Below are 13,048 nucleotides of genomic sequence, written 5' to 3'. Positions count from 1 at the left end.
TATTTCTTGTCAGGTTTTTCTGAATTAAATTAAATTAAATTTTGAATGAGGTGTTAAAATGAAACCTGTCCAAATCGCAGAAAACGTCTATTGGGTTGGGGGAATCGACTGGGATATTCGAAATTTTCACGGATATTTAATTCCAAGGGGTACTACATATAATGCATACCTGATTATTGATGAAAAAGTAACCCTCATCGATACGGTTAAGCATTATTTATATGATGAAATGTTAGCACGAATCTCTGAAGTTGTTGACCCTTCTAAAATAGATTATATTGTGTCTAATCATGTGGAGATGGATCATTCCGGTGGACTCCCTCGTTTAATGAAAGCAGCTCCGCAAGCTCAAATTTATACCTCATTAAACGGAGAGAAAGGCCTAAAAGCCCACTATAAAGGTAACTGGAATTATAATGTTATGAAATCCGGAACAACCCTAAGTTTGGGAAAACGAAGTCTGACCTTTATCCATACTCCTATGGTTCATTGGCCGGACAACATGGTTTGCTATTTACCGGAGGATAAACTATTATTTTCCAATGATGCCTTTGGGCAACATATTGCTACATCAGAACGTTTTGACGACCAGCTCCCGGCGGATATTGTTATGGAAGAAGCTGCAAAATACTATGCCAATATTGTTCTGCCTTATGGCAATCAAGTTCAAAAAGCCTTAGAATTGGTTTCTGCTCTAGAGATTAATACCATTGCTCCAAGCCATGGAGTAATATGGCGTTCGAAAATAAAGGATATCCTAAGTGAATATCGTAAATGGTCTACGGATCAGACCGATAATAAGGCAGTAATAGTATATGATACAATGTGGAATTCAACAGAGATGATAGCTTATGCGATACAGGACGCTATGGAGAAGAAAGGTATCAACACCAAAATGAGGAATTTAAGAACTAATCATATCTCTGACATTATGACAGATGTTCTTACTGCTAAATATATATGTGTAGGCTCACCTACCCTGAATAATAACATGCTTCCCACTGTAGCTGCTTTTTTAACGTATTTAAAAGGTTTAGCTCCTAAAAAACGGGTTGGTTTAGCTTTTGGTTCTTATGGCTGGGGAGGCCAAAGTGTTGGCATGGTTGAAGAGGTATTGAAGAGTATGAATTTTGACCTCTTGGAGCAAATAAGAATCCAGTATATTCCTGATCCTGATCAGTTAACCGAGATAACTAAAAAGATTGAAATGACTCTTTAAGTAGATCTTAATCGGAAATTCGTTTCTGTTTTGGGGCTGGATGGTGATATACTCCAGTCCTTTTTATATAATGATTAAAGGCTGAAAACTATGGGAAACGGGAATTTGTAAATTATATTAAAGAACTAACCGTTTAGGATAATTTGGAGAATGGGAGGCTTGTAAATGGCATTATCTATAAGATCTCAAAGTGACATCTTCAAATTGGCTCTGCTTCTTTATGATTATCTCAGTCAAAATGGCTATACTTCTGAGGCAAAGTATCTCAATCAATTGGCAGATTCTTGTTACCCACAGAATGCACAATCTTTAGAAGCCCATCTGATCGCCTTTAAGGAAATCGGAGCAACAATTCCTGACCTGCCATTAGCATATCTTCGTGCTCTCGATGAAGCAATAATGTTAATTTCGGGTAGTTAAGGCATTTGATTTTAATGAATCATTCTTTGTTCACGAGGAGTAGACTATAGCTGATTAGTATTAGGAATAATGCACATACTAAGTTTAAACACTTAGGAGGGATCAATTTGACTGTTCAAGCAGATTTAGAAAAAGCAGTAGCCGCTGCTCAATCAGCTCTTGGAACCTATGAAACTTTTTCAGCGTCGACCTTGGATGAAACAGCGAAGCAAATGTTTAAGGAAATGTCTTCCGACATGGAGCGTCATGTTGCTCTGCTTAGGGGTAGGTTGGCCTATGTAACTCAGAATAACAGTATGAATAAACCTTTGAGTTAGTGGAAAAAGGCCAGGTATGGTAACCACTCCCGCTTGAAGTGGGAGTCTACGATTGGATAAAAAATAAAAATCGAGACACATAAAAAGTCGCCCTACAGCAAGGCGACTTTTTAGTCTTTTCATGTAATTGGTTTTTACTTATTTTTGTCTTTAAAATATCCTCTGTAACTAGGATACTATAAAGTTTTCGCAATGATATCTTATTTGTGTCAAGAATTTATTAAGAAATCAATCATAGAGTAGAGCAGCTGCTTTAATCATACATATTCCGCATTTTAGGACATCGCCTTTGATAGCGAACATTGATGGTTTAGTCACTAATGATCGATGGAAAGACCTTTATTTGTCTTTGATTATAAAAAGGGCACCCGCCGCCCTGCCAAGTTATATCCGTAACGCCATTGCCGCTTTGAAACTGGTGAAGCATAAATGCATCACAAATATTCGTTTGCCCGTATAGACATTTTGAACAAGTTGCAAAGTCCATACCTATCACTCCTTCCTGTAACCGTGAATTAAATAATCAAATCTAATATAGGAATATCCAAACTTAAATCCCTTTAACCATTGGAGCAAAAATTCAATGGATGCAGAAAGAAATAAAAGACAGGTAAATTATTGTGAAATATGTGGAAAAAATTGTCATTATTACATATATTGGTTTAGGCTTTAAGAAAGGGGGAAATAAATATGGCTTTTGGAGGAGCAGCTGTTGCTGGCGGAGCAGGTTGGGGAGCAGGAATCGGAATTGTTGTCGTTATTATCTTATTATTAATCGCTATGGGAATTGTATTCTAACTAAACAAAGAAAGGAGATTGAAAGTATGTACGGTTATGGAGGCGTAGGCTACGGATACGGCTGCGGAGGCTTTGGCGCTTGTGGCGGCGGAAACTGTGTAGGAGCGGGAATTATTGCGATTGCCATTCTAATTCTGATCGCCTTGGGTGTAATTTTCTAATTGCTTGGGGAAAATACGCATAATTCTTGTGAATAAAACTAGACTGCTGTCATAGCAGTCTAGTTATTTGTTCATCGACCTGAAGCTGAAATCGTCAATAATTAGAGTATAAATAGAAGTATACATGAGGGAGAGCTAAAGGTGACATCTTTTCTAGGAAACGTTAAAGCCATTTCTGTAGTTTCAGAACTTGGTTTAGTATATTTTATAGCTATTATTATAAGTATGCATAAATTACGTCCAGACTATAATCCAGTCAACCGTTATATTAGTGAATATGCAGTTGGAAAATACGGAAAAATTGCTGCAAGCAGTTTTATTATTTATGGATTATCCATTTTAGGGATAAGCTCAAGTCTGCGTCAAATTTTGGTAAACAGGGATAGAATTAATGAGATAGGACTTATTCTCATGGCCGTTTGGGGTATCTGTGGTCTAGTAAGTGGTTTCTTCAAAGTGGATTTGAAATGTAAACCTTTTTCATTAAAGGGTGCTATCCATACAATTTCTACAACGATTGGATTAATCGCGTCGATATTATGTTTAATGTGCTTTTCTTGCACTTTATATAATAGTACTAGTCATAATGATGCAAGTAATCCTTACCTTCCTGGGATGAGTCAAACTATAGCAATTTTAGAATTAAGTTTAGGATTGATCCTATTCTTAGGTTATCTAGGGGACTTATCATATAAATTGCACATAAAAATGCCTCGCATCTGCTTCGTATTTCTTAACTATACCGGTCTCGTTGAGCGATCAATACAGATTAGTTCCGTTTACTGGCTAATTCGCATGGCATTTTGGCTTATCAGTTCCTAAGTTCCAGGGGTCTTGCTTTCCGTTTCCTTACAGGCTTGCTTATAAAACTCTAAGAGTTGTTGTGAAGACTCGTCCCACCCAAGCTTACTGGCTTCCTTGTATGCATTATTGGCAATTTCCTGACGTATGGATTTTTCCTTTAATTTTGAGACTGCGTCTATAAGGCTTTGGAGATTATCAGGAGAATAAAGCAATCCTGTCATGCCGTCAGCGATTTGTTCAGAGCTTGGTCCGGTTCGCGCTGCGACTATCGGGAGTCCTGAAGCCATTGCCTCCAAAATAACTAATCCTAAGGTTTCCGTAATGGAGGGAAAGACAAAAATATCCGCTGAAGCGTAGGCTTTTGCCAGTTCCTTACCATGTAAAAAACCTGTAAATAGGCACTGGCTCCCTTTGAAGTAGTTTTCTAAACGTTCCCTATGCGGTCCGTCACCGATAAGAGCAAGACAAAAATCTGAAGATGATTCCAAAATGGTCCTGATTTTTTCAATACCCTTTTCTGCTGCCAGCCTTCCAACATATAAAAGGAGTGTTTTCTGGGCGTGTCCCTTTGTTAAAAATTCTCTCATCTCTTGATCATAATTTTGGGGGCTGAATTGATGGAGCTCAACACCGCGTTTCCATACATAGAGATTTTTAAATCCCCGGCTTGCTAATTCATGTCTAACAGCTTCCGAAGTGCATAAGTTTATATCCGCTTGATTATGTAAGGCTCGAAAATATTGCCACAATAGCGGTAGAAGAAAAGAGAAATGGTAATAATTGGCGTATTGAGGGATGTTAGTATGATAGGAGGCAACAAGCGGTAACCCCAGATGGTGACAATAATATACCCCAGATAATCCCAATAGGGCTGGGTTGACAACGTGAACAACATTGGGGCAAAATTCCTGTAAGTACTTTTTCACGCTGGATGTGGGCAGAGAGAATTTTCGATCTCGATAAAAGAACAACGTATGGGCAGGGACCCCTCGAATCATAGCGTTCTCGAATTTGCGAATGCCTAAGTCCGGAGCGATAATAAGCACTTCGTGTCCGTTTTTTTGGAGCCACTCAATTGTGGCACAAAGGCGGGTTACAACACCATCAGTTGACGGTAAAAATGTTTCAGTAATAATAGCAATTTTCATAACTATCTCCAGTTAGACCCATCGAATTTTCGGTAAGATATTATCTTTGCTTAGCCGGTTCTTGTGTTCAAGAACTGAACAAAAAATATTATTGAGAATATCATTCGTAAGTAAGTGCGGTTCTAAGCCTAGATCTTGCAATTTGCTATGGGCTGCTTGATAATAATGGTCTTCTTTTTCAATGCGAGGATTTTCTAAATGAGAGATATGTGTATCAAAGCCATTTGCTCTTGCAACCTCTTGAACTTTATGGGCAAGATCCAAAACAGAAAATTCTTCTGTAAATTGGTTAAAGACACGAAATTCTCCCTGCTCAGCCGGATTTATCATAGCAATTTCAATACATCGTATTGTATCTACAATATTAAGAAAGCCACGTGTCTGACCACCTTTCCCGTAGACCGTCAGGTCTTGTCCGGTCGCGGCTTGGGCAAGAAAACGATTTAATACTGTGCCAAATACAGCATCATAATCTAAGCGGTTAACTAAAAGGGGATCTATAAGGGTTTCATTGCTATGCAACCCGTAGACAACTCCCTGATTAAGGTCGGTTGCTCGTATCCCCCAGGCTTTACAAGCAAACATAATGTTGTGGCTGTCATGGACCTTAGAGAGATGATAAAAGGACCCAGGTTGTTTGGGAAACGGCAGACGATCTTCTCGGCCTTTATGGGTTATATTAAGATATCCTTCCTCAATATCAATATTTGGCGTGCCATATTCTCCCATGGAGCCTAGTTTGATGAGATGACAATTTGGGACCACCTCTCTGATTCCGTAGAGAACGTTTAGGGTACCCACTACATTATTAACCTGTGTAAAGACCGCATGGTCACGATCTATCATTGAATAGGGAGCAGAGCGCTGTTCTGCAAAGTGAACAAAGGCTTCAGGTTTTGTCTGAATTAAAATCTCCCGCAAAAAATCATAATGGTTTAAGTCTCCAATAAACGCTTTGATTATTTTACCCGTCAACGCTCGCCAGCAATCGATGCGTTCTTCAAGGCCGGCAATAGGGGTCAGTGAATTTGAATGGAGTTCTTGGTCCCATTTGCGGCGCACTAAACTGTCAACGATAACGACTTCATGTCCTTGGTTTGATAAATAGAGTGCAGTAGGCCAGCCGCAAAAGCCGTCCCCTCCAGCAATGATTACTTTCAAGTTGGTTCCTCATTTCTATATTTAATCTTTACCTTCCAAGGTTTGAAGAAACTGACAAATGATGAACGCGAGTAAATTATGAATTTGTCAGTCCTTCAGGGCTGCTAAGCTGTTCTTTTCTCCTGAATACGAAATATTTCATGAATAGAAAACTTACCATAGAAGGTGTGACCATCGCCAGTATTTTAGAGATGCTTTGAATAAACCACAAGGAGAATCGGCAAAGAGTCAAAAAATGAATACCTTCTAAAAATACAAAATTACTAATGATCAGACTTACTCCTGCTTGAAGAAAAAAATAGATTTTTTCGCGTAGATTCTTTTGTGCATGATTCCGGAAAGCAAAACGTGAATTCCATATATAACTGTTCATGATCGCTAAAAGATAGGCCGCTGTATTAAAGATTATGAGTAAGGTGGGGTTATTAGTAGGGTAAAGCAGTAATGAAATATCTAAAAAACCTAGATCAATGACAGCATTAAGACTGCCGACAAAAATAAATTGCACTAATTGATTCTTCAATATAACCTGGCGTTTTAGGGCTTGCCGAAAATTACTAAGCAAAGGTCATCACCTCATTACTAACAATACCCGCTAATTCTTAGAAAACCATTAGAAATTTATTAATTAATTGTTAAGATTTAGCGTATGCGATTATTTCTCTAATTATAAGAGGAATTGCGGTACAAATAACAATTTCCTAGGTACAACTAATTTTTTCTAGAATTCCAATAGTATTCCTTCAAAATATCTTAATGATATTGGCAGACATTTCTGATTATATGCTGCTTTCTGAGTGTTGGAAAAAGAAAAATGGATATGTAAATTCATAGGGTTTAACATAATAATAATAGTTAAAATTATTTGAATAAAAAGAAGGAAATAGTCGACATAGGAAGAATTATATCAAAAAATGTAGTTGAAGTGGGAGTCTCATGATTATCTTCATGATGGTAAGTGTAAATGAAGGATCTGCTGAAAAGAAAAAGGAGAGTTTAAATTTTAATGGTTATTAAGCTCAGTGATGCTGTTGCCCAAAAGATTGTTGAATTAATTCATAAACAAAGCGGATTCGATGTCATAGTCTGTGATAATACTGGGACAATCATTGCTGATTCAGAGCAAGTAAGGATTGGTCAAAAGCATATAGGAAGTTATCAAATATTAACCTCGGACAAAGATTCGGCTGTTATTACAGCCCAGGAGGCTGAAAAGTCAAAAGGTCGAGTAAAAGAAGGGGTTAGTATTGCTATTGAAGCAGAAGGTGCCAAAATTGGTACCTTTGGAATTGCCGGCCCTTTGGAAATTGTTCCTCCGGTAGCGAGAATAGCTGCCGGTATGATTATTATGATGTTGCGGGATGAAGAACTAAAGGACTTTATCCGAAACCAGGTTAGAGTATTAAGTACATCAGTTGATCAGGCCGCGAATGGAGAATTTAACACTGTTTTTGAATTATTGAAGAATACAACGGAGACTATAACATTTGAAAATGGAAACTGTCCTGAAATCTATAAGTTAGTAGATAAGATGAGTAATTTAGCTTTTAAAGATACTTTGACCGGTACTTACAACAGACGTTATATCGATCAGAAACTGCCGGTAGATATTATTAGTACCTCACTTTCAGACCAAAGTTTATCAATTATTATTGCAGATATTGATTTTTTCAAAAATGTTAATGATACCTATGGTCATGTCGCAGGAGACCATACCTTAAAAGCCTTTGCAGATATTCTTTCAAGATGTATTCAACGGGAAAGTGATTGGATTTCAAGGTATGGAGGTGAGGAATTCTTAATCTGCCTACCTGGTGCCGGCCTTAAAAGGGCAGTTGAAATGGCTGAGCATATGAGAAGTTCTGTTGAAAGAAGTGAAATAGCATATGGAGAATATACGATTAAAATTACAGCAAGTTCAGGTGTTTGCAGTATCAAACCTTCCTCACGTGCCCCAAGGATTAATGCCGAAAAATTAATTGAATGTGCTGATAACAAACTATATTTGGCAAAACATAAGGGGAGAAATCGGGTCGAAGCATAAGGCATAGTGGATCTTCTCTTCACACAAATGATTACCGAGTGGTGAAAGTCGCGTACCATTTTACATTACTAGTTGTGCCGCAGTGACAGCGCGGAGTGAACTCATTCAGCTTAAGTTGAACATCAGGGCTCCGGTGGGAGTTTCACAATTGGCTAAACGTTATTATAAAAAGCTAAAGGATATCTCATAAAAGAGATGTCCTTTAGCTTTTTCTGGTTTAGATCAACTAAAATTAAGGAAGAAGCAGATGATGACAAAAACTTAACATTAAAAACAAAGGATATCAAATTACTTTAGCGAATAGTAGTTAAGACATAATAAATATTCAACAAGAGGAATAATAATGAAAAATAAATTCAAAATATCTATTTTTCTTTGTCTGGTTTGTGTTTTTTGTCTCCCTTTACAGGTTCAAGCACAAGCACAAACAGATGCTCTGACAAGTTCACAATTAACTAGTTCTCAAACTCAGAGTAATTCTGCAAAGGAAACCCCAAACAATAACGCTGCTAATGAATTGCAGCAATTCGCAGAACAAGAATTAAAACTAAACAGCCAGTTCAGTAATCAGACAGAACAGGAGCTTGCCCTTGATATGAAAATTTTATCATTGCAGCAATCTCTGCAAACCATAAATGAGGGTATTACCAACGATCAATCTGCTTTAGAGAGCCAACAAAAACAACTTAAAGATTTGCAAACGCAGGAAATTCAGCTTCAAAAGCAACATCAAGATGATAGTGACAAATTGGGTGATATACTAAATACTTTTTATCAAAGTGGAAATGAGGAAGTTGGTTTTCTTCCTTATATGAAAGTGTTGTTTCATTCGACGAGTATGTCAGACTTTCTTGATCGCTGGGAATATGTCACTTATATTATGGATGACTTCAGAGAGTTGAATCAGGAGATTTTAATTGCCAATACCAATATTACTAAACAGCAGTCCTTAATTAACGGAAAAATGGCTTCAGTTAAGGCTTCGCTTGAAGATAAAGAGAAATTACAACAGACACAACAACAGCTATTATCCAGCCAACAAAATCTTCTTGCTCAAGTCAATTCTCAAGAGAAAGCAACAATACTTTCGTCATTAAACGTACAGTCAAATATTGAAGAATTAACTCAAGAACAATCTTTAGAAACCTCATTAGCTGCAGCTGGACGTGAAGCAGGCATAAACCCAAGTGATGCTGCAGATGCTGATCTTTTAAATAGCAATAACAGTCAGTTAGTAGCTATTCCTTATAATTTCGAGTCTATCTTAGCTTACGCTGAGCAATATTTAGGAACACCTTATGTTTGGGGCGGAACTGTTCCAAGCCCCGGTTTTGATTGCTCAGGATTTGTTCAGTATGTATTCGGGCATTTTGGAGTTAAATTAAATCGTGTATCTCAGGACCAGTTTAAGGAGGGCATAGGAATTCCCGAAACGGATTTAAAACCCGGTGATCTCCTTTTCTTCAGCACTTATGAAGCTGGAGCATCTCATGTAGGGATTTATATTGGAAACAATATTATGATTGATTCTGAGGCGTATGGCGTTTGTTTTGATAATATAACGAATTCTTACTGGGCCTCACGCTATTTGGGTGCCAGGCGTGTGGTTTTCCTGGAAAAACTATAACGCAGCTATTAAAACGGATGATCTTTACGGTATAATTAGTACAGTGACCATCATCTCCTCACCAAATTTTATTTTCTGGAGGAACCTATGATAAATCGGTCAATTGCTAACGAAGACATTTTTAAAATACAGGACGAAGATACTCAAAATACGTTTTATGGCTGCAATCAAGAGTGGTATACTACGATGTGGCAGCGTCGAGCCGGATGCGGACCGACAGTTGCAACGAATATTGTGTATTATCTCAACTGCACGCGAAAGGGTTCAAGATTAGACAAGCGGTTATGGACAAAGCGCGGGGCACTATTATTAATGGAAGAAGTTTATCAATATGTAAAACCAACAATGCGCGGAATTCCTACGACAAAGCTTTTTGGCGATGACGTCCTGAAATATGCAGAAGCAATGAAACGTACTATACAACTTGAAATTTTAGATGTACCTAAATACCGAAAATCTCGTCCCTTATTTCAACAACTGTTGACGTTTTTGGAGCAAGCGCTGAACAATAACAGACCTGTAGCTTTCCTAAATTTAGATAATGGAGAAGAAAAGAGATTGGATTCTTGGCACTGGGTAACCATCATTTCGATGGTGTACACAGCAGAAGCTAGCAGAGCGATCTTAAGAATTTTGGATGGCGGGCATATAAAAGAAATTGATTTAGGGCAATGGTTTCAGACAACTGCATTAGGCGGCGGGTTTGTAAGTTTTGATTACGTTGATGAGAACTGAATACTGGCTTAAGAGAGAATTGCCGATTATAGACAACGACAAGGAGTGGAAGGAGACATAGTTAGTTATGGATCAGCGGAAGTTAGTTTTGAATGAGGACAGTGAGTTTAATTTTCTTTGTCATGACGGTCTCGATTGTTTTAAAAAATGCTGCCGGGATATTAATATTTATCTCACACCTTATGATGTCCTCAGAATGAAAAATTTGCTTGGCATGTCTTCAGGAGAATTTCTGGATAAATACACTTTAAACGTGCAATTGCCCACTGGCTTTTCTATAGTTCAGATTAAGATGTCCGAGGAGGATAATTTAACATGTCCCTTCATTACCTCAAAAGGATGTCGGGTTTATAAAGAACGGCCCTGGTCTTGCCGTATTGCGCCGGTGGACATGTTGGGAGGGGGGAAATACTCCTTTATTTTTGAATCTTCACGTTGTCATGGATTAAATGAGAAAAAAAGCCAAACTATTAAAGAGTGGATTTCTGACCAGGGGCTAGAAATTTACGAAGAAATGGAACGAGGGTTTAGTGAAATCCCCAGTTACTTAAAACTATCCGGTGATCAGGAAATTGATGATAAGCTGATAAAGCTATTCTTCTTAGCTTGTTACGATTTGGACAACTTTAGAAGCTATTTAATGCATAATACTTCCTTGTCTGAAAAGATGGCTGTAACTGCGGAACGATTTGAAGAGATAAGGCATGATGACGTTCAGTTAATGAAATTCGGCTTTCAACTGCTTTCTTTAGGTACTGAGCACTTGAAAGATCTGATATCTGGGAAATTGGTTTAAATTGACAAAGAGAATCAATGGTGTTACCTTATAATTAAGTTAATAATTATCCTTCAGGGTTGGGTGAAATTCCCTATCGGCGGTATAGCCCGCGAGCCGTAAAGCAGATTCGGTTGAATTCCGAAGCCGACAGTATAGTCTGGATGAGAGAAGGTGATGTATATACATAATTGATATTATGTATTAAGTTTGTCCTGTCAAATTCTCTTAAGGTTGCTTAAGAGAATTTTTTATTAGGGTATAACACTAAGGGAGATGGTTACGTTGGAAAGCTACTATCTGAGTTTTGATGCGGGATCTCAAAGCGTAAAAGTGGCTGTTTATAATGAAACGATGCACTGTGTTGCTAATACATCCAATCAGACAACGATGAACTACCCCCATCCAGGATGGGTGGATATGGATGCTGATGAATATTTATCCCTGACAAAATTAGGAATTAAACAATGTATTGAGCAATTGCATACCAAGGGTATTGATCCCAGTTTAATTAGAGCCATTATGGGTGACGGAATTATTTGTGGAATTGTTGGGATTGACGAGAGAGGAAAGGCGATTACTCCTTACATCAATTATTTGGATTCCAGGACCCAAAACGATGTGGAAATTTTAAATCAATTGGATCTGGATATTTGGGGCAAAGAGACAGGCAATGCTGAACCATCTTGCATGTTTCCTGCTTTGCACGCCAGGTGGTTGTTAGCCAATAATAAAGCGTTTCAGGAAAGAGGCAAAAAATTTGTCCACAATGCTCCTTACATTCTTATGAACTTGGCCGGCTTAGACAGTCGTGACGCTTTTATTGATTGGGGAACAATGTCGGGCTGGGGTCTTGGTTACCGAATTTATGAAAAACAATGGTCCGCTGAACAACTAGCTATCTTAAAGATTGATAAAACATATCTGCCGAGGATTGTTAAACCTTGGGATATTATTGGTGCCTTATCGGACGAAGCAGCACAAGAAACCGGATGTCCAGCAGGTATCCCGATTTGTGCCGGTGCCGGAGATACAATGCAGTCCATGTTAGGAAGCGGAATTGTTGATGCGAATAAGGCTGTTGATGTGGCAGGAACATGTGCTATGTTCTGTGTTTCTACCACTGGAATAATCCCTGAATTAAGTAAAAAGGGGAGCGGTTTAATTTTTAATAGCGGAACATTGAAAGATACCTATTTCTATTGGGGATTTGTTAGAACTGGAGGTTTAGCCCTGCGCTGGTTCAAGGATAATATTTGTCAAAAGGCTGATGATGATAAATATTATCAATGGCTAAGCCAAAAAGCGGAAAAAGTTTCGCCTGGGTGCAATGAGGTCATGTTTTTACCATACTTAACCGGTGGGTATGGTGAATGGGCTAATATTAAAGGTTGTTTTTTAAACATGAATTTAAATACGGATCAATTTGTTTTATGGCGAGCAGTCTTAGAGGCAATTGCTTACGATTATATGGAAATCACAGATACTTACAGAAATGCCGGAATTGATATTAACAGAATTACTATTACAGAGGGCGGGAGCAGAGATAATCTGTGGAATCAGATTAAGGCTGATGTCATGCAAAGTGAAGCTATAACGTTAGAAATTTCTGGTGGCGCCGTACTGACAAATTGTCTAATTGCGGCTTATGCGACAGGAGCGATCGAGGATTTGTCAGCGACACTTGTAAAGAACACAAAAATATCTAATCAATATAGTCCAAGTAGCAGCAACTCAATAATCTATCGAAGCCAGTATATACAACAAAGAGATATTTTAAGAAAGTTATCTAACAGATGATAAGAGAGCCCAAGACAATCCTATGTACCGGAAAATATA

Annotated in this window: 14 protein-coding genes and 1 riboswitch; of the genes, 10 read left to right on the top strand and 4 right to left on the bottom strand. The window is 38.1% G+C overall.

Annotation, left to right across the window (positions count from 1 at the left end; all coding sequences use genetic code 11):
• Positions 1–58: 58 nt before the first annotated feature.
• From B5Y67_RS17025 to B5Y67_RS17015, 3 genes are all read left to right on the top strand, one after another.
• On the top strand, positions 59–1,219 hold the full coding sequence (locus B5Y67_RS17025) for an FprA family A-type flavoprotein (protein WP_088227625.1): 1,161 nt from the start codon (positions 59–61) through the stop codon (positions 1,217–1,219).
• A 165-nt stretch (positions 1,220–1,384) separates the two neighbouring features.
• Positions 1,385–1,639, top strand: a complete 255-nt coding sequence (locus B5Y67_RS17020; protein ID WP_088227624.1) for an adenylate cyclase — start codon at positions 1,385–1,387, stop codon at positions 1,637–1,639.
• A 107-nt stretch (positions 1,640–1,746) separates the two neighbouring features.
• Positions 1,747–1,956 carry a DUF1657 domain-containing protein gene (locus B5Y67_RS17015; RefSeq protein ID WP_088227623.1) on the top strand — a complete coding sequence of 70 codons (210 nt, stop codon included), beginning with the start codon at positions 1,747–1,749 and terminating at the stop codon, positions 1,954–1,956.
• 310 nt (positions 1,957–2,266) lie between these two features.
• On the opposite strand, the gene B5Y67_RS25415 is transcribed toward B5Y67_RS17015, so the two are convergent.
• On the bottom strand, positions 2,267–2,443 hold the full coding sequence (locus B5Y67_RS25415; RefSeq protein WP_170932727.1) for a hypothetical protein: 177 nt from the start codon (positions 2,441–2,443) through the stop codon (positions 2,267–2,269).
• Between the two features lie 337 nt (positions 2,444–2,780).
• On the opposite strand from B5Y67_RS25415, the gene B5Y67_RS26240 reads away from it, so the two are divergent.
• Together B5Y67_RS26240 and B5Y67_RS17010 are read left to right on the top strand one after the other, a co-directional pair.
• Positions 2,781–2,915: a hypothetical protein gene (locus B5Y67_RS26240; protein ID WP_282432788.1), complete on the top strand. Its 135-nt coding sequence runs from the start codon at positions 2,781–2,783 to the stop codon at positions 2,913–2,915.
• Positions 2,916–3,056: 141 nt separating this feature from the next.
• Positions 3,057–3,737 carry a DUF998 domain-containing protein gene (locus tag B5Y67_RS17010; RefSeq protein WP_088227622.1) on the top strand — a complete coding sequence of 227 codons (681 nt, stop codon included), beginning with the start codon at positions 3,057–3,059 and terminating at the stop codon, positions 3,735–3,737.
• On the opposite strand, the gene B5Y67_RS17005 is transcribed toward B5Y67_RS17010, so the two are convergent.
• The 3 genes from B5Y67_RS17005 to B5Y67_RS16995 all read right to left on the bottom strand — a co-directional run bounded on the left by B5Y67_RS17005 (position 3,734) and on the right by B5Y67_RS16995 (position 6,593).
• On the bottom strand, positions 3,734–4,867 hold the full coding sequence (locus B5Y67_RS17005) for a glycosyltransferase family 1 protein (protein WP_088227621.1): 1,134 nt from the start codon (positions 4,865–4,867) through the stop codon (positions 3,734–3,736). The two genes, B5Y67_RS17010 and B5Y67_RS17005, sit on opposite strands and share 4 nt — an antisense overlap.
• A gap of 12 nt (positions 4,868–4,879) precedes the next feature.
• Positions 4,880–6,028: an NAD-dependent epimerase/dehydratase family protein gene (locus B5Y67_RS17000; protein ID WP_088227620.1), complete on the bottom strand. Its 1,149-nt coding sequence runs from the start codon at positions 6,026–6,028 to the stop codon at positions 4,880–4,882.
• Between the two features lie 76 nt (positions 6,029–6,104).
• Positions 6,105–6,593 (bottom strand): GtrA family protein, encoded by a 489-nt coding sequence (locus B5Y67_RS16995; protein WP_088227619.1) that lies wholly within the window; start codon positions 6,591–6,593, stop codon positions 6,105–6,107.
• A 441-nt stretch (positions 6,594–7,034) separates the two neighbouring features.
• Between B5Y67_RS16995 and B5Y67_RS16990 the strand changes: the two genes are divergently transcribed.
• From B5Y67_RS16990 to B5Y67_RS16970, 5 genes are all read left to right on the top strand, one after another.
• The gene (locus B5Y67_RS16990) at positions 7,035–8,072 is read left to right on the top strand and encodes a diguanylate cyclase (RefSeq protein WP_088227618.1); all 1,038 of its coding nucleotides are present in this window, start codon (positions 7,035–7,037) and stop codon (positions 8,070–8,072) included.
• Positions 8,073–8,415: 343 nt separating this feature from the next.
• The gene (locus B5Y67_RS16985) at positions 8,416–9,699 is read left to right on the top strand and encodes a C40 family peptidase (RefSeq protein WP_088227617.1); all 1,284 of its coding nucleotides are present in this window, start codon (positions 8,416–8,418) and stop codon (positions 9,697–9,699) included.
• A gap of 87 nt (positions 9,700–9,786) precedes the next feature.
• The gene (locus B5Y67_RS16980) at positions 9,787–10,434 is read left to right on the top strand and encodes a hypothetical protein (protein WP_088227616.1); all 648 of its coding nucleotides are present in this window, start codon (positions 9,787–9,789) and stop codon (positions 10,432–10,434) included.
• A 67-nt stretch (positions 10,435–10,501) separates the two neighbouring features.
• A complete protein-coding gene (locus B5Y67_RS16975) occupies positions 10,502–11,230 on the top strand; it encodes a YkgJ family cysteine cluster protein (RefSeq protein WP_088227615.1) in 729 nt (242 codons plus the stop codon).
• A 45-nt stretch (positions 11,231–11,275) separates the two neighbouring features.
• Positions 11,276–11,389, top strand: a riboswitch (FMN riboswitch).
• A gap of 96 nt (positions 11,390–11,485) precedes the next feature.
• The gene (locus B5Y67_RS16970) at positions 11,486–13,009 is read left to right on the top strand and encodes an FGGY family carbohydrate kinase (protein WP_088227614.1); all 1,524 of its coding nucleotides are present in this window, start codon (positions 11,486–11,488) and stop codon (positions 13,007–13,009) included.
• The last annotated feature ends 39 nt before the right edge of the window (positions 13,010–13,048 follow it).

This window comes from Desulfosporosinus sp. FKB, assembly GCF_002196705.1.
Classification (GTDB): domain Bacteria; phylum Bacillota; class Desulfitobacteriia; order Desulfitobacteriales; family Desulfitobacteriaceae; genus Desulfosporosinus.
This window is presented reverse-complemented; position numbering and strand designations above follow the sequence as displayed.